Origin of the sequence: Acetobacterium sp. UBA5834 (assembly GCF_002435675.1) — a bacterium.
GTDB lineage: Bacteria > Bacillota > Clostridia > Eubacteriales > Eubacteriaceae > Acetobacterium > Acetobacterium wieringae.
Map to the genome: position 1 here is coordinate 1 of NZ_DJGY01000010.1, position 16,966 is coordinate 16,966.

The following is a 16,966-nucleotide window of genomic DNA, read 5'->3' on the forward strand; positions in this document are numbered from 1 at the left end:
ATAAAAGCGATCAGATAGGTTTTGCGCTTTTTACCATTAAGAGTCAGATATGGGCCGTGGGAAACATCGGTTTGCCACAGGGTGTTGATATCAACATGGGCGAAACGGCGGCGATCCGACGTATCCGCCACTGATGGCTTTAACAGCTGATGTTTTTTCAGCAGTCGATACACCGTCGAATAGGAACAGTCAGAGCTGGTGAAGTGGCCTTCATGAATGAGCCACTCATGGAACAACTTCACCGATAAATGAATGTTTTCCGTTCGCAGCGTAAGGAGCCGTTTGGCCGATTCTGCCGGTAGCGCCCGGGAAGACCCTTTGTCTGTCCGAACCTTGGGCTTGAGCGCATCAAAACCATGGCGCCGGTACAGCCGGTGCCATTCCAGCAGGGTTTTACGGTTGTAGGAGCGGATGCCATAATGCGGGACATCATGGGTTTTGGCACTGACCTCATCCAGATAAGCCGTGTGGTTTGTGACGGTATCCGTCAGTAACGGCGCAATCAGGCCATAGCGAAATAAAGCAATCAATTCTTTGTCTTTTTCAGTCATTGTAAAAAACCTCCGATTAATTAGATATGAGGTTTTAAGGATCCAGAAAACCAGGTAAGTAGAGCATAACGGATCAATCGATAAAAGGCAAAGCAAAAGCGCTGTGGGACAAATAGTTCTTCAAAAAAATAGGGAAGGATGGTACAATTAAAGTGCCATAAATCCTATCTTAAAATGATCGTGATATCTTTTGCCGAAGATGTGGGGCTTCCCCACCGAGTAGACCATTTCAAGAAGCTTTATGGCTTTTTTATGCCAAAAATCAGGAAAGGCGATGAGCGGATCCTCGCAGATGCGAAAAAATTCAATCAGCCGATTCAGACAAAGTAGAAAACGCCGGGTGATAAAGTGCCGATGCTGATGCGCTAAAGCGCAAGCTGAAGGAATCCTGTTAAAGAAGGTCCAAAGCAGTTCCAGCAGAAATGGAAGGGCCAGCTGAAACCCGGAATGGCAGAAAGAAGGCAGGACACTCACGGTTTTACCGCAATGAATACAGTAATGGCGTTGTACCGGAATGGAGAAGACATCCTCATACCAGATCACATGCCGGTGATAGACACCATGAAGATGGAGCCGCCTGCGCGAATAACAATGAGGACAGCTATCGATGCGAACTTTTTTAGCGGTGTAGAATTCGGTGATATAATCCAGTGGGTGGTCAGAAAAGTGTTCCAGATGAACCATGGTTTGTGCTTCCTTAAAGTGCTTAATGATTAATCATTATACCATAGTTGAAAAGCTCGGTTTAGCCGAAATAATTTGATTAAATCAAGACTGTTTTGACACTTATAATTTGACAATTAACACCGTGATGGACGTAAGAAAATAGGGAATGGCCATCACAACCGCCCCCATCATCACCAGTAAAAAATTTAAAAACATACCGGTAATCCGGGTATCACCATTGGCGATCCGGCCATAAAAATTCAGGACACTGCCGACAATCAATACAAAGCTGATGTACTTGTAGAGCCTGGAGCGGCTAAACGCTGTCAGAATCATGCCTTCCTGCTGGGCATCATTGTGACTGTCTGGGGCTGATATCATTCCATATTTATGGATCAGATAAAAGATTGCCGCCACTGGAAAAATCACCTCCACCGGAGCCAGCGACGGAATCCAGCGGTCTAGCTGGCTGGCCAACACAAAATCGGTGATGGTTCCTAAAAAAAAGGCCCCACCAAAAGAAACCATCAGAAGCATGGCTTTGGTTCGATCCGCAGAATTCTTTCGTTTTTTATACCAGCGAACCAGTAACAGCATCGAAACATAGGTAAAACTGAGATAATAACAAAGAAACATCAGATTAAACCATTTCGCATCTGTCGTGGAAATCCATCCGCCATCGGTTTTAACCATCGCGATGTGACCATATTCCGGCATGCTATAAATCAAAAAAGCGATAAGATTAATCAAAGCCGGGATATAGAGCGCCGCTAACAACAACCCTTTTTTATCGGCTTGACTCCAGGGAGCATTTCTAAGAAGAATAATGACGTGCAGAAAAATACTGTAAGCCACCCCCCAACCAAGTACCGAGAAACGCCGCCAGAACAACGCTTCGGCAGCTGTCGCTGCCGAGTTGGTGGCCGCCCCGGTCAAACTCCAGAGGGCATAACAAAAACACAAGGCCGCAAAGACCCGGTTCAGCCGGGCGTCCTTATTGAGGGTTAAAGTATAGGTGCCCAAAACCACATAGATGACAAATGTCAGATAGAGAGTCATGGAGATGCTATTCTGAAGTGTCATTTGTCCTCCTTAAAAATAATTGATCAACGCTAATTTTTCTAATTATACTATATATATAGTCGAATAATCAATTGGATATTCATTTATTGCGGTAATCAGCACTTATTTTACTGACTGGAATTTAAATGGATTCAAACGAATAGAAAAATGGCCTCCAGCGTCTGGAGGCCATTAAAATCCAAATTAATACCTAGTTTAAACACATCGTAATTCGGTCTGCTCCGCCACTCCGAGCAAAACTCACTGGGACTGTTTAAAAAACGGCGCATACAAAGCCCCCAGCTGGATCGCTTCAATCAGGCTCACCGGGCTGGCAAGACCCTTTCCGGCAATATCCAGGGCCGTTCCATGATCCACTGAGGTACGCAGAAAGGGCATGCCGATGGTAATGGAAATTGTTTTTTCAAAGTCCACCATTTTGGTGGCAATGTGGCCCTGATCGTGATACAGCGACAAAACCGCATCGTATTTGCCTTTTAATGCCAAATGAAAAACGCTGTCGGCACCAATGGGACCCTCCACATCGATGCCAGCGCGACGGGCCGCTGCTACGGCTGGAATCACAGCCTCCACCTCTTCCCGGCCAAACAGACCATGTTCACCACTATGGGGATTCAGACCGGCCACCGCCAGCCGGGGATTTGTCACCCCCAGCCGCTTAAGGGCGATGACACTCTGGTCGATAAAAGCCGCCAGATTTTCCTGGGTAACCAGGTCGCAGGCCTGACGCAATGAAACATGGCGGCTGAGAAAAAACACCCGCAGGTTATGAACCTGAAATAGCGTCAGGGGATTTTTGGTTCCCGTGAGGGCCCCGATTATCTCGGTATGGCCAATGTAGGGCACCTTTGCCGCTTGCAGCGATTCCTTGTTAATCGCAGTGGTCACCAAGACCTGGGCTTTTTTATCAAGACAAAGCCTGGTGGCTACTTCAATGTATTCATAGGCAGCCTTTCCCGTCATCGCCTGCACCGCCCCCAGTTTTAATTGACTAAGCTCTATATTACCCAGATCAATCAGATTAAGAACCCCGGGGAAAAAGTTGCCCTCCCGGGGCTCGTTAATACAATTGATGGTCAGCTCGACCTGTGAATACCTCAGAGCTTGCTTAAGCACCTGTCTATCCCCCACCACAACCAGGTGGGCCATTTCGTTTACAGCTTTATTTGCCAATGCTTTGACGGTTATTTCCGGGCCGATGCCAGCGGCATCCCCCATTGGAATGACCAGTATTGGTTTATCCATCGTATTCTCCTTACTGCCAGGTCACTTATCAAATTCTGGCCTGTTTTTGTGAAACGTTCATCAACAGTTTTTTAATCGAGATCCTGGGCTTGAGCATCAATCAGCTGGTTCAGCAGTGCTTCCAGCTGGCTTTCATCGATGGGCCGGGAAAAATAGTAACCCTGAACGTGATCACATTGATAGATTTTTAAACAATCCAATTGTTCCAATTCTTCAACTCCTTCCACAATCACATCCATGTGAAGGATATGGGCCATCATAATAATCGACTCCATTAAATTCTCATTGGACTTCCTGATAAGCAGATCCCGGGTAAATGCCTGATCAATTTTTAAGGTGTCAATCGGCAGATTTTTAAGATAAGCCAGCGACGAATAGCCGGTACCAAAATCATCCAGTGACATCCGGATGCCGATGGCCTTGAGGCTTTTGAAAATACTGCTGGCCTCTTCAAAGGAATTGATAAAGAGATTTTCGGTAATTTCCAGCTCCAGTAAGCTCGGTTCCAGCTTGCTGCGTTTCAAAACCTCAGCGACCATTGCCGGAAAATTTTCCTGACTTAATTGAACCGGAGAAACGTTAACCGAAATCATCAGCTCCGTGGCCATTTTCTGGTTGATCGCCACGATCTGACGACAGGCAGTTTCCAGTACCCAGGCCCCAATCGGGACAATCATGCCAGTGGTTTCGGCAATATGAATAAATTCCAGCGGTGAAACCCGCCCCAGCTGAGGATGATCCCAGCGGATCAGGGCTTCAAAACCCCGAATTTTTTTATTCCTGACATCGATTTGCGGCTGGTATTGCAGAAAAAACTCGTTATTTTTCAGCGCTGACCGCATCGAATTCTCCAGGGTCATATTCCGAATCAGATTTTGCTTCATGGCACTTTCAAAAAAAGCATGCTGGGAGCGGCGTCCCTGCTGTTTGGCAATATCTGCCGCAGTATTGGCATATTGCAAGAGTTCTTCAACATCCAGGGCATCATCAGGATAAATTGCGATGCCAACGTGAAAACGGAGATAGACATTATTCTCATGATAGGTCATAGCCTGGTTTAAAACCCCCTGAAGTCTTTCAATCTCGACCAGGGCATCGTCTGCTTGTTCCAGCTCCGTTAGTACCCGGATAAAATTGGAACCATTAATCCGAGCCACAAAGCCATGGGCACAGTTTAAGGCCAGCAGCCGGGCCCCCATCATTTCCAGAATCTTATCGCCAAAGGAAGGGCCATAGGTATCATTGATCCGCTTAAAATTATGGATGTCAAAACAGATCACCGCAATCTTCCCCTCATTATTCTGAATCAATTGGCTAAGCTGCTCCGTCAGATAGGCAGCATTGGGCAGTCTGGTCTGAGGATCATAATAAGCCAGCACCTTTAGGGCATCATCCCGCTCCTTCACCGAGGCCACCATGCCGTTAAAATTAGTCGTCAACTGATCAAATTCGTCAAAACGATTATCGGTATCAATGGGATGATAATCGCCAGCGGCAATTTCCTTTGTCTGGCGGTTCAGTTCCCCAAAGGAATGGTTAATGTCTTTAAACACCAGACGGGCAACAAACCGTGATAACAAGACCAGCAACAAGGTGAACAACAGCATCATTCCGACAAACGATCGCAGGGCACCATAAATTGAATCATAGGATTCATAAACGAAGACATGCCAGTCGGCATTGATAACATCCGCATGACTGACCATGGCGGTTTTGCCTTCGTAGGTAAAGGCATGAATCTGATCGCCGGTTTTTGCCTCCGGATGAATGGCCTGATAATTGGCTTCAATTTCCCGCTGGAAAACCTTGGTGATATCCGGATGGGAAATAAAAACTCCATTGCCGTCGGTAATGGCGACGGTTACCGTATCCCCAAAGGTTCGGATATGATTTCCAGACAGCATGCTGATTTCTTCCAGATTTAAATAAGCCACCAGAACCCCATCACCGTGTGGAATGGCAATGGTAATGGTGGGCTGTCCCGTTTGTTGCGAAATGAAGGAAGACGATACAAAGGGTTTCCCCGTTGCTTTGGGTTCGGTAAAAAATGGCTGTCCAGTACGATTGGCCCCCAGAATATTGGCGTTTTGGGGGGCCGTGTTTTTGACAATTCCCTGGCCATCTAAAATTTCAAAGCCCTCAATGGAGTCCGAATTTTCCAGCATTCCGTTTAAATAACGCTGGATGGTTGTCTCATCCTTTAGTGTGCCATCATCAAGCAAATCATTAATCTGTTCCAGCTCCTGAAATGAATCATCCATAAAATCAGCCATCCGTTGAGCGATAGTTGCTGCAATCATGGTGTTTTTTTGATCCATATCTTTCCGTAGATAATCATAAATTATCGGCGTCGCCAATAACCCCACAAGAATCAGCGGGATGATGATGGACAGCATGTTGTTAATCAGAATAAAATCTCGCAGTTTCTTAATTCGCTTCATTTGCTACTCCGCCTTTGTAAATTGACCATTCTTAACGACGTATTCATAAATAGTCCGGCTGGCATCACCGTAGCCATCAATGGTTATTTCGTTCTGCAGCCCCGGATAGATGCCTTTTTGCAGGATTGCTTGTTTGACCGTTTCCGGGTTGGGATTAGCGGTTTCTGCTACGGTGTTAAGCAGTAACATGGTGGCTTCATAGGTGTATACCGCTGCAAAGGTCGGTTCCGCACCATACTTTTTTAAATAGTTGTCCCGGAAAGCCATGTAGGCCGGGGCCTGCGATTCCAGATCAATGAGGCTGGTGATTGTGACCCCTTCAACTGCTGCGCCCCCCTGTAAGAGCAGATCATTATTCATCGACCAGGCCGCCAGATAAATCGGTGTCTGATTATTCAGCTTATAAAACTGCTGACAAAACATGGCGGCATCAAACGATGAGACCAGAATCACAATGCTATCGGACTGCGTGCTTAAAACCCGCTTAGCAATATCCAGGTAGTTGGTGCTGTTACTCGCTAAAAAGGCTTCTTCATAAATAATTTGCCCACCCACGGGTGCTATTTCCTGAGCAATTCGGTCTTTTACTGTTTTGGTGTATGCCAGATTCTGAGATTCATAAATCACTGCTACCTTCTTCCCGACGCTATCTTTTACCATACTCTCTTTGATGACTGCCGCCTGATCACTGTTTGGTGAAATAACACCGATGACATGGTCGTCCTGACCAAACAGGGTGGTTGCACTCATGGTCGGATTAATCATCAACATATCCTGACTGTTGACAAAGGGCACACTCAAGGTCGCCATGTTGCTGGTCATATGACCAACGATAAAAGAAATCCCGGCTTCCTGAAGTTCCCGATCAACCGCCAGGCCCACTTCCGGGTTATTCTGATCATCCTTAATTACCACTTCCACTGCCTTGCCATTAACGCCCCCGGCCGCATTTACTTCTTCCACTGCCATCAAAAGGCCATTGCGTCCGTTTACCCCCAGCTCCGAGGTGCTGCCCGTAAGACTGGCTACAAAACCAATCAACACTGGTTTTTGTGCAAGACACGAGCTCAGACATAAAACAGTGACGCTCAACAGCACCAGTGTTGAAAAGAGCTTCTTTGATTTCATGGACAGGACCTCCTTTGGGTATTCGCTGATGCAGGTTTTTAACCCGATCAATTACTAAAAAAGTGATTGCTATCAGTATACCCTTATTTGTCTCCTACTAACCTGTTATGCTGGTCATACCTGCTAAATTTTTACACACTCTCCCCTGACGGGTTCGACTACCGCATCATGCCCAGATCCGACTTGCGATTATTCCGGGAAAAGTTTTTAAGAATTATCTTAGACCATTTTTCGATCCAGAACAAGTGATAAATTGTCAAGCTTATGGTTATTTTTCTCGGCTGGTTCAAGGCGTTTTTAAAATCTACCAGAAGCTCAGTAAAAATTTATATTTAGCCCCGCTCAAGCTGTTTATATTTTTAATCCCTGGGTAAAAATCTGATCAACAAGTTGCTTTCTTATCGCTTGATCTGATGTCTGTTTTAAGCTAAACTAGGGCTACTCTGTTTTATCAACGACGATCAATTTTTTCATCAGTGATGATGAGTCAAAGGAGAAATAAAATGAACCAGAAAAAAGGATTACTTGTAAAAATGTTACTGTCCATCGGCTTGCCAGTTGCGATTATTTTTGCCATTGTGGCAGGGATATCGCTGTATGTCGTGAATCAGGCTATCACCCGGATCACTGTCAATGAGCTATCGGCCCGGTCGCAGGCAGTTTCAAACGAAATTGAAAGCTATTTTACTACCTATCTGGAAACGGCCAACCAGTTGTCGACCAACCCCGAGATTCGCAGCTATTTTGAACAGGTCACTCCGGGCGTTGGCATTACCACCACCCCCAATTTTCCTGAAATTAAGCAGACCCTGGACAATGTGGTTGCCACCGATCCGGAAAATATCCGGGTAGCCTGGGTAGCCGATGTCGACTCCAGTCAGTTTACCCAATCCGATGGTTCCTCGTCCGACGGAACCTACGACATCAACGCCCGGCCCTGGTATCAGGAGCTGGTGGCCAAAAAAGAGGTCTTCATCTCCGAGCCCTATCTGGATGTAGTCACCAATGAAATTATTGTCAGTGTGGTAGCACCCGTCTTTAAGCCCGGTACCCTGGATCTCATCGGTGCCACCTGTGTGGATGTCTCCATTGATCGGATAAAAGAAATCATCGCTGAAAATAAAATTGGCGAAACCGGCTTCTTCGTGGTTTCCACCAACAGCGGAATGGTCTTTGATCATCCCAACCCAGATTTTATCAACGGCCCCCTCAGTGACACCGATCTCTCGGAGAACATCATCGCTGCCCTGACTGATAAGACCGCTGGCCCCATTGCCTATGACTCGGCGGGCACTGCCAGCCAGGGTTATGTTACCGAAATCGGGGATACCGGCTGGGTCCTGGCCACCGGTCTACCCACTGCCGAATTCAATCAGTCTTTTGCAACCATCCAAACAATGATGCTGGTGATCTTTGGCCTCGGTCTGCTGGTTATCATCGGCCTGATTGTCCTATCCACCCGCAGCTTTATCCAGCCGATTACCAAACTAGCCGAAGCCGCCGATCAACTGGCCCTGGGTGCCGTTGACATCGACTATAGCATGGCCAATGATGCCAAAGCCGATGAAATCGGTGAACTGACCAAATCCTTTGTCAACATGGCCGAAAATATCCGGGATCAGGCTGAAGCGGCCCAAAACATGGCCCAGGGAAATTTATCCATTGATATTCAACCCAAGTCTGATCAGGATGTTCTGGGTAACAGTATGGTTTCGATAAAAAATGCCATCGGCAATCTGGTTGCCGATACCATCATGCTATCCGATTCCGCCATTCGTGGTGATTTTACCAAACGGGCAGAGGTTAGCAACCATGCTGGTGACTATGCCAAGGTTATTGCCGGTGTCAACCAGACCCTGGATACCGTCGTTGATAATATGTTCTGGTATGAAGCAATCATTGACGGCATCCCCTTCCCGGTTCACGTCACCGACATGGATATGAAATGGACCTTTATGAACCGGGCCTTTGAAGATTTGATGATCAAAAACGGCGTCATCAAAGATCGGGTTTCAGCCTGCGGCATGGATTGCTACAATGCTGGCGCCAACATCTGTCAGACTGAAGGCTGTGGCATTCGTCGTCTGGTTGATCAGGGTCTGGCCGACTCCTACTTTGAATGGGTTGGACGCAATAATAAGCAGGATACCGCCTACCTCAAAAATAAAAAAGGTGAAAACATTGGCTTTGTCGAAATCGTCACCGATTTGACCCCCATTATCCGGGTCAGCGATTATACCCATGCCGAAGTTACCCGTCTGGGCGATAACCTGATGCGGTTAGCCCAGGGAAATCTGGACTTTGATATGAATATCAGTGAAGCTGACGAATACACCAGTGAGGTCAGCGTTCAGTTTAACGAAATCAGTCATAGCTTAACGGCCGTTAAAACTTCCATCGGTGACATGATCGAAGGTGCTTCGATGATTTCCAATGCCGTAATTGATGGTAATCTTCAGACCCGAGCAGACGCCACTAAATTTAATGGTGCCTGGCAAGAACTTGTCGGCGGGATGAATGCCATTCTTGACGAAATCAATAAACCACTCGGTGAAGTCATGGTGGTCATGGACGCCATTTCAAACGGTAATCTCCATGAGCGTATTACGGGTAATTACAGCGGTGATATGGATGCTCTTAAACAAACAGTTAACACCACTGCCAGTCGTCTGGAAGCAGTTGTTGGTGAAATTACTGAAAAAATCGAACAGCTATCCAAAGGGAATCTTAATATCGAAAACGCCCGGGAATTCCGGGGCGATTGGATTACCATTTCAAATGCCATTAATGTCATTATTCAATCGCTGAATGATGTTATGGGTGATATCAACGTGGCTGCCGAGCAAGTTGCCTCCGGCTCCGGTCAAGTCTCCGCTGGCAGTCAGTCCCTAGCCCAAGGCTCCACCGAACAGGCCAGCTCGGTTCAGGAGCTTACCGCCTCGATTGCCGAAATTGCCGATCAGACCAAAAACAACGCCGTCGATGCCAATAAAGCCAGAGAACTGGCTGATACCGTCAAAGACCACGCCGCCAAAGGCAATGCCCAGATGTCACAAATGCAGAACTCGATGGTCGCCATCAATCAGTCATCGGAAGACATTTCCAAAATTATCAAGGTCATTGATGACATTGCCTTCCAGACCAATATTCTGGCCCTCAACGCCGCTGTCGAAGCCGCCCGGGCTGGTCAACATGGTAAAGGCTTTGCCGTCGTTGCCGAAGAAGTTCGTAGCCTGGCCGCCCGTAGCGCCGACGCCGCCAAGGAAACCACCGCTTTAATTGAAGGCTCCATCGACAAGGTTCAGGAAGGAACCAAAATTGCCGATGATACTGCCGCCGCTCTGGATGACATCGTCGCCGGTATCGAAAAGGTCACTACCTTAATTGGTAATATTGCCGTCGCTTCCAATGAGCAGGCTTCGGGAATTGCCCAAATTGACACCGGTGTGGAACAGGTGGCCCATGTCGTTCAGCAAAACTCCGCCACTGCCGAAGAAAGCGCCGCTGCCAGTGAAGAGCTGTCCGGCCAGGCCGAGCTGCTTAAACAGCTGGTTGACACCTTTAAGCTCCGCAGCAAAGGGAAATCCTATGCCGCTGCAACCCCTGCCGTTAAAGAAGTTCAAGAAACCATAAAACCAGTCCCCACACCCAGCATCGACCTGGGCGATATGGACATGGATAAATACTGATACCTCACCCGTTCCTACAGCAACCAGGCACCCTTATAGGTGCCTCTTCAGACTGTCAAAAAAGCTAACCCAGTACCGACAATTGTAATATCATGTTGTGTGCCTCGAGGCGAACAGTTGCGCTAAAACGGCTATAATTAGCCGAATATTTAATTGCAACTGTACGAATTGTGCGCATACAACAGATTTACAATTAGTCGGTACGGTAGTTTAGTGCCAACCTCAACGGCACCCCCATAGGTGCCTGTTTAATTAAGATGACTGACAAACGATTATACCTAAAATTAGCTTAAATCTTCTCCCGTTTTAAACTTATATGCGAATATGTCGATATATAAACATGAAGTAATCGTTTACTGTGAAAGCAATTGTTTTTTTAATGTACCATCCAGAAAGGAGCATCATCATGAAATCAGCACAAGATCCCCATCCAACAACGGTAAAAATCCGTTTATCCACCAAATTAACAGCCTTCACCACCCTGATTCTGGCGGTGGCGGTAATCACCCTGGGCCTGATTGCGATCAATTTGGGCGCAGCGGCCCTGACCAGTGAATCCAGTTTTCAGGAAGAAGCCTTTGCCACCGAAGGAGCCGGACATATCGGCGCCATCGTTTCCGGCAATCTGGGAAAACTGGATGAAATTGCCCTCCGGGCCCGAACTGCCACCATGGACTGGAACACCCAGGTGACCTCCATTGCCGGTGACGTGGAACGTTTAGGCTATCAGGATATTGCCGTCATGGATCTTAACGGCAATGCTCGCTATATACTTGGCGGTCAGGAATTTAAATCCGAAGGCCAATTCTGGTACGAAGACGGTTTTGCCGGCAATACCTCGATTTCCGATGTCGCCATCAGCAAGGTCACCAACGAACCAGTGGTCTTTGAAGTGGCACCAATCAAAAGTAATGGTCAGGTGGTTGGCCTTCTGGTCGGACGCCGTGATCCCACCTTTATGCTGGATATCACCAATGGCATGGGCGATGGCGAGCGTAAATACGGCATGGTTATTAACCAAGATGGTGCCGTTATGGCCCATCCCAACGAACAGCTTATTCTCGATCAAGCCAATATTTTTAAAGATATTGAAACGAATGGACCATTAAAAGAACTTGGGCTGGCCATAAAAGAATTAGGTGATGGTCAAAGCGGAAATATCTCTTATAATTACCTGGGAGAAACAAAACTAGCGTATACAAGTGCCATTCCGGGAACCAACTGGAACCTCATCGTCATCAAATTTGAAGATGATGTCCTGGCCCCGATCAATCATCTGCGCAACGTCATTCTGATTGCCGCCTTGATTATTTTGCTGGCCGGTGGTGTTGCTACCTTTATCCTGGCCCGAAAAATTTCCAACCCAATTGTATCATTAAACCAGATGATTAAAGAAATGACCCAGGGACATCTCAGTGATCGACTGGAGGTAAAATCCCAGGATGAGGTCGGGGAAATGACGGCTTCGATGAATCAACTGGCGGATGACCTCCAGAATGTCGTTATTGCCACCATGAACCAGATTTCCAACGGCGATGTTTCAGCCGATATTGAATTACGGGATGCCCAGGATGAAATTGCCCCGGCCCTTAAACTGACCATCGAAACCATCCGTGGTTTGATCTCCGAGGCCACCATGCTGTCTCAGGCCGCTATTGCTGGTCAATGGGAAACCCGGGGCGATGCCGATGCCTTTAAGGGTGGTTTTAGAGAAATCGTTCAGGGGGTCAACGCCACCCTCGATACGGTAGTGGATCAGATGGTCTGGTACGAAGCAATCATCGATGCCATCCCCTTCCCCCTTCATGTTACCGACAACGATATGAAATGGACCTTTATGAATAAACCGTTTGAAGATTTGATGATTGCCAATGGTGTCATTAAGGATCGAAATTCTGCCTGCGGTATGGATTGCTACAACGCCAATGCCGATATCTGTCGAACTGAAGGCTGTGGAATCCGCCGTCTGGTCGATCAGGGCTTAACCGACAGCTACTTTGAATGGGTTGGCCGAAGTAATAAGCAGGATACTGCTTATCTTAAAAACAAGAAAGGTGAGAACATTGGTTTCGTGGAAGTTGTCACCGATTTAACTCCGATTATCCGGGTTAGTGACTATACTAAAAATGAGGTCACCCGGCTCGAAAATAATCTCAGCAGCCTGGCTCAAGGCGATCTCAACTTTGATATCAATGTCGGCGAGCCGGATGAATATACCGCAGAAGTGAGTATTCAATTCCACAAAATCGGTGATACCCTGGCCGAGGTTAAGCAATCGGTGGGCAATCTGATTGATGATGCCAGCATGCTGGCCCAGGCCGGTATTGATGGCAAACTCAGTACCCGGGCCGATGCCAGTCGACATCAAGGCGACTTTGCCAAAATTGTCAATGGCGTCAACGCCACTCTGGATGCCGTTGTTGCTCCGGTCAAGGAAGCGTCTGATACCCTCCAGGATCTTGCCAAAGGCAATCTGAACACCGGCATGGTTGGCAATTATAACGGCGATTACACCCGTATTAAAAATGACATGAACCAGACCGTCGCCTTCCTGAAAAACTATGTCGATGAGATCGCCAAAACCCTACTGGAAATGGGTCAGGGTAATCTCGATATCGAAATCACCACCGACTATCTCGGCGATTTCCAGGCCATTAAAACCGGTCTCAACGGCATTGCCGCCACTCTCAGCGAAACCATGTCCGAAATCAATGAAGCTGCCGGTCAGGTTGAAGCCGGTGCCCGCCAGATTTCCGATGGCGGACAGGCCCTGTCTCAGGGCACCACTGAACAGGCCAGTGCCATCCAGCAGCTCAACGCCTCCATCGAAGAAGTAGCCGGTGAAACCAAGAAAAACGCCACCAATGCCAATGAAGCCAACGAACGGGCTTTAGAGGTTCGCAGCAATGCCGAAGTCGGCAATGAACAAATGACCAAGATGGTTTCAGCGATGATTGACATTAACGAATCCTCCAAGAGCATTTCTAAGATTATCAAGGTTATTGACGATATCGCCTTCCAGACCAATATCCTGGCCCTCAACGCCGCTGTTGAAGCCGCCCGGGCTGGAAGCCACGGCAAAGGCTTTGCCGTCGTCGCCGAAGAAGTTCGCTCGCTGGCCGCCCGCAGCGCCGAAGCGGCCAAGGAAACCACCGGACTGATTGAAGGCTCAATTGACAAGGTCGAAGCCGGTACCCGAATCGCCGATGAAACCGCCGCCAGTCTCGTTGAAATTCTCAACGAAATTGAAAAAGTAACCGGTCTGGTCGGTAACATCGCCCGAGCCTCCAACGATCAGGCCACCGAAATCGCCCAGATCACCCAGGGCATCGAACAGGTTTCCACCGTTGTTCAGACCAACTCTGCCACCGCTGAAGAAAGTGCCGCCGCCAGTGAAGAACTGTCCGGCCAGGCACAAATGCTCAAACAGATGGTGGGTGCTTTTAAACTAAAGAAAAAAGGTGCCGCCCATCACACCTCTCCGAGGCCACCGGTCGAAAAACCAGTGAAGCAAAAAGACACTGCCGAAACTTCACCCCAGATTGTTCTGGATGATCTGGAGATGGACAAATATTAAAAAAAACAGGCATCCGCTGCGATGCCTGTTTTTTATCTGAAATCGAACTATTTTAGGGTATCTTCACCATCTTGTCTAATGGTTTCGGTTGACGCTTCAATAATTGCGGTTCCTTCTTCCATCTCAATGATCTCATCAATCATAAGCAGCTCGCCGTCGTTGTCATTCCGTTCATCTTTTAGTTTTTTATTGGCGAACAGCACATTGTAACAAATGAAGCCCACGCCAACAACATAGAGGAAAAGATAGACAACAAAATTAATAAAGGGGATATAGCCCAGAATGATCGCTGCCGCAGCGATGATCAAGATTGAAACAAAAGAGCTAAGCAGTGGTTTCATCTTATCATCAAAGAAGCGGGTCAAAAGTTTGGATAGAACCACCGCAGCCACCGGCATCGCTAGAATCGTCAATGCGATAATCCCAAAGGTCATGGCAACTCCAAACGGCGCATAAATAATAAAGGACACGATCAACAACAATGGGGTAATGAAGAAAAATCCGGCCCCGATTCCCAGCGATGCCAGAATATGCTTTTTGGCTATCACTGAAGTATTGGCGTTAAATTCTTTGGTCATAAAGGTAATCAGCAACCAGATAACCAGAATAAAGGCCAGTTTGGTAATGATTGATAAAAGAATCGAGCCAACAGATGGTCCTTTATCTGCTTCAACTGCCTGTTCTTTCGATACCTTTTCCCAGCTGACTTCCGGCGCATTGGCACCGGGTGCGACAACCGCTTCATTGGCACTACGGTTATTAATTGGTCCGACGATCGTTGCACCATTGTTAATGGTTAACTGATCCACATCGGTTTCCACAAAACCGTTGATCGTGCCGTTAATTGAGACATTGCCAGCACCAGCCCGAAGATTTCGACCAACGATTCCATCAATATTCACATTAGCTGCCGCAAGATAGGCATCCCGGTTAATAGTGGCTGATTTGCTGATGGTCAGATCAGAACAGCCAGCAAAAAGATCCCGGGTTACCTCACCATTGATGATGACCTGGTTGGCACCGGTATAGAGATTTCCGTTAATTTTACCGTTGACCGTTACCGTATTTGCCGCTGCAAAAACGTCACCGTTATATTCCCCATCCAGAGTGATGGCATTACCGGCAAAAAAGGTGGTGGTGTCAAACACCGAATTGGCAGTGATGTTTGAACCGGCAAAGGCGAATTCCGTATTGGGAACCGTTGCTCCCTCAATATTTACATTTCCCGCTGAATCTTCGTAAGGCCTGATATCGCTATTGGTGGCCCCAAAAGCGGTGGAAACCGTAATAAGCAATACCATCACCATCATAAAAAACGACATACTCATTCTTTTTAACATTTTTCTTCTCCTTCAAAATTTTTTTATTGGTAATTGCGAAACTGCCGTGAGCTTTGCGCCCAGTTTCGCACGAAACACCAGAAGAAATCGCGATGCGAATTTCTTCGAGGTCGCGGGCAGTCGCCAACTACAAGCAAGCTTGTGATTGGCTCGTTGCCTTCGCGAATTTTTACACTGTACGGCGGACAGTTCTCTGAACTGTTCGCCTACACGTTACAAAATTGTTTATGGAAACTGCACACAAAGCAACCATTGTTCGGTGTTTTTTCATTTCGCAATTACCTATTTTTTTATTAAGTCTAACAGAAGTGACTCTCATTTTTTAAATAATTAATCATCACTCCGGTTCCGACACAAATAACGATTGAAATTAAAAACGACATGGCAGTAAGACTGTTCTTAAGCACCTCCGAATAACGGATGACGATGCTGGTGAAGACCGTCATGATGGTTACATCCCCGGTTTGGGCAAAGACAATAAAGCGCATTACCATCACTGAAAAGGCAATGGACAAGATATAAAATAAGGCAAACAAATCTGTATTTCTGGCTTTTTCCAGGCTGGCCTGATTGATCTGCTTCATAATCTCCAGCTTTTTGCTGGTGAAGGGAATGGCATTGCCATAATTTTTCACAGCGGTTTCGTTAAAACCCAGACAGGCCATCATTTTATCCAGTTCGTTCATGGTCACATTCCTCCTTCATACAGGTTTTTGAGTTTTTTACAGGCCCGGTTCAACCGGGAAGACAGGGTTCCCATGGGAATATTTAAAAACTCACAGATTTTTTTATAATCCCAGTCATAATAATAGCGGAGGATCACCGCCCCTTTCAACTCGTGTGGTAACTGATCCAGTGATTTTTGAATCTCCCCAAAATCCAGAGAATCGATATTATCATAGCTCAGGGCTTCGTCTGTAAAAAGACGCTCGCTATTCTCCTGATCATCCAGATAAATCATGGTTTTGTTTTTTCGTAAGAGATCAAAGCTGGTATTATGGACGATTTTCAAAAACCAGTTTTTAAAACTGCTGCCTTGCCGATATTGTCTGATTTTGCTAAATGCTTTTAAAAAACTTTCTGCGACCACATCCTGTGCGTCAAATTCGTTCTTCAGAAGAGAATAGGCATAAACATAGGCATACCGCTCATACCGCTGGACAAGGGGTTCAAAATACTCGGAATTTCCGGTTGCGATATACTTTTTAATCAAGGCATCATCGGCTGTTAGTGATTTCCTGAGCTG

Annotated in this window: 11 protein-coding genes; 2 read left to right on the top strand and 9 right to left on the bottom strand. The window is 46.9% G+C overall.

Translation table 11 applies throughout. The features are described from left to right. The 6 genes from B3F51_RS02135 to B3F51_RS02160 form a co-directional block, all read right to left on the bottom strand. Positions 1-551: helix-turn-helix domain-containing protein (locus B3F51_RS02135; RefSeq protein ID WP_286945214.1), on the bottom strand; the 551-nt coding region annotated here is incomplete at its 3' end. 147 nt (positions 552-698) lie between these two features. Next, positions 699-1,235 carry a transposase gene (locus B3F51_RS02140; RefSeq protein ID WP_286945215.1) on the bottom strand — a complete coding sequence of 179 codons (537 nt, stop codon included), beginning with the start codon at positions 1,233-1,235 and terminating at the stop codon, positions 699-701. A gap of 102 nt (positions 1,236-1,337) precedes the next feature. Continuing rightward, on the bottom strand, positions 1,338-2,300 hold the full coding sequence (locus B3F51_RS02145; RefSeq protein ID WP_286945217.1) for a histidine kinase N-terminal 7TM domain-containing protein: 963 nt from the start codon (positions 2,298-2,300) through the stop codon (positions 1,338-1,340). A gap of 240 nt (positions 2,301-2,540) precedes the next feature. Continuing rightward, positions 2,541-3,545 (bottom strand): 4-hydroxythreonine-4-phosphate dehydrogenase PdxA, encoded by a 1,005-nt coding sequence (pdxA, locus tag B3F51_RS02150; protein WP_286945219.1) that lies wholly within the window; start codon positions 3,543-3,545, stop codon positions 2,541-2,543. Between the two features lie 71 nt (positions 3,546-3,616). Then, positions 3,617-5,986, bottom strand: a complete 2,370-nt coding sequence (locus tag B3F51_RS02155) for a bifunctional diguanylate cyclase/phosphodiesterase (RefSeq protein WP_286945222.1) — start codon at positions 5,984-5,986, stop codon at positions 3,617-3,619. Between the two features lie 3 nt (positions 5,987-5,989). Next, a complete protein-coding gene (locus B3F51_RS02160) occupies positions 5,990-7,114 on the bottom strand; it encodes an ABC transporter substrate-binding protein (RefSeq protein WP_070371310.1) in 1,125 nt (374 codons plus the stop codon). 503 nt (positions 7,115-7,617) lie between these two features. On the opposite strand from B3F51_RS02160, the gene B3F51_RS02165 reads away from it, so the two are divergent. Together B3F51_RS02165 and B3F51_RS02170 are read left to right on the top strand one after the other, a co-directional pair. Further along, positions 7,618-10,803, top strand: coding sequence for a methyl-accepting chemotaxis protein (locus tag B3F51_RS02165; protein WP_286945223.1), 3,186 nt, complete (start codon positions 7,618-7,620; stop codon positions 10,801-10,803). A gap of 406 nt (positions 10,804-11,209) precedes the next feature. Then, positions 11,210-14,380, top strand: coding sequence for a methyl-accepting chemotaxis protein (locus tag B3F51_RS02170; protein WP_286945224.1), 3,171 nt, complete (start codon positions 11,210-11,212; stop codon positions 14,378-14,380). A gap of 47 nt (positions 14,381-14,427) precedes the next feature. On the opposite strand, the gene B3F51_RS02175 is transcribed toward B3F51_RS02170, so the two are convergent. The 3 genes from B3F51_RS02175 to B3F51_RS02185 form a co-directional block, all read right to left on the bottom strand. Further along, on the bottom strand, positions 14,428-15,720 hold the full coding sequence (locus tag B3F51_RS02175; protein ID WP_286945225.1) for a hypothetical protein: 1,293 nt from the start codon (positions 15,718-15,720) through the stop codon (positions 14,428-14,430). Between the two features lie 299 nt (positions 15,721-16,019). Beyond that, positions 16,020-16,406 carry a hypothetical protein gene (locus B3F51_RS02180; protein WP_286945226.1) on the bottom strand — a complete coding sequence of 129 codons (387 nt, stop codon included), beginning with the start codon at positions 16,404-16,406 and terminating at the stop codon, positions 16,020-16,022. A gap of 2 nt (positions 16,407-16,408) precedes the next feature. Then, a partial coding sequence (locus tag B3F51_RS02185) for an RNA polymerase sigma factor (protein WP_286945228.1) occupies positions 16,409-16,966 on the bottom strand: 558 nt, incomplete at its 5' end.

Coding starts and splice junctions, on each gene's coding strand:
- B3F51_RS02140 (WP_286945215.1), bottom strand. CDS start 1,235: ATGGTTCATCTGGAACACTTTTCTGACCACCCACTGGATTATATCACC.
- B3F51_RS02145 (WP_286945217.1), bottom strand. CDS start 2,300: ATGACACTTCAGAATAGCATCTCCATGACTCTCTATCTGACATTTGTC.
- pdxA (WP_286945219.1), bottom strand. CDS start 3,545: ATGGATAAACCAATACTGGTCATTCCAATGGGGGATGCCGCTGGCATC.
- B3F51_RS02155 (WP_286945222.1), bottom strand. CDS start 5,986: ATGAAGCGAATTAAGAAACTGCGAGATTTTATTCTGATTAACAACATG.
- B3F51_RS02160 (WP_070371310.1), bottom strand. CDS start 7,114: ATGAAATCAAAGAAGCTCTTTTCAACACTGGTGCTGTTGAGCGTCACT.
- B3F51_RS02165 (WP_286945223.1), top strand. CDS start 7,618: ATGAACCAGAAAAAAGGATTACTTGTAAAAATGTTACTGTCCATCGGC.
- B3F51_RS02170 (WP_286945224.1), top strand. CDS start 11,210: ATGAAATCAGCACAAGATCCCCATCCAACAACGGTAAAAATCCGTTTA.
- B3F51_RS02175 (WP_286945225.1), bottom strand. CDS start 15,720: ATGTTAAAAAGAATGAGTATGTCGTTTTTTATGATGGTGATGGTATTG.
- B3F51_RS02180 (WP_286945226.1), bottom strand. CDS start 16,406: ATGAACGAACTGGATAAAATGATGGCCTGTCTGGGTTTTAACGAAACC.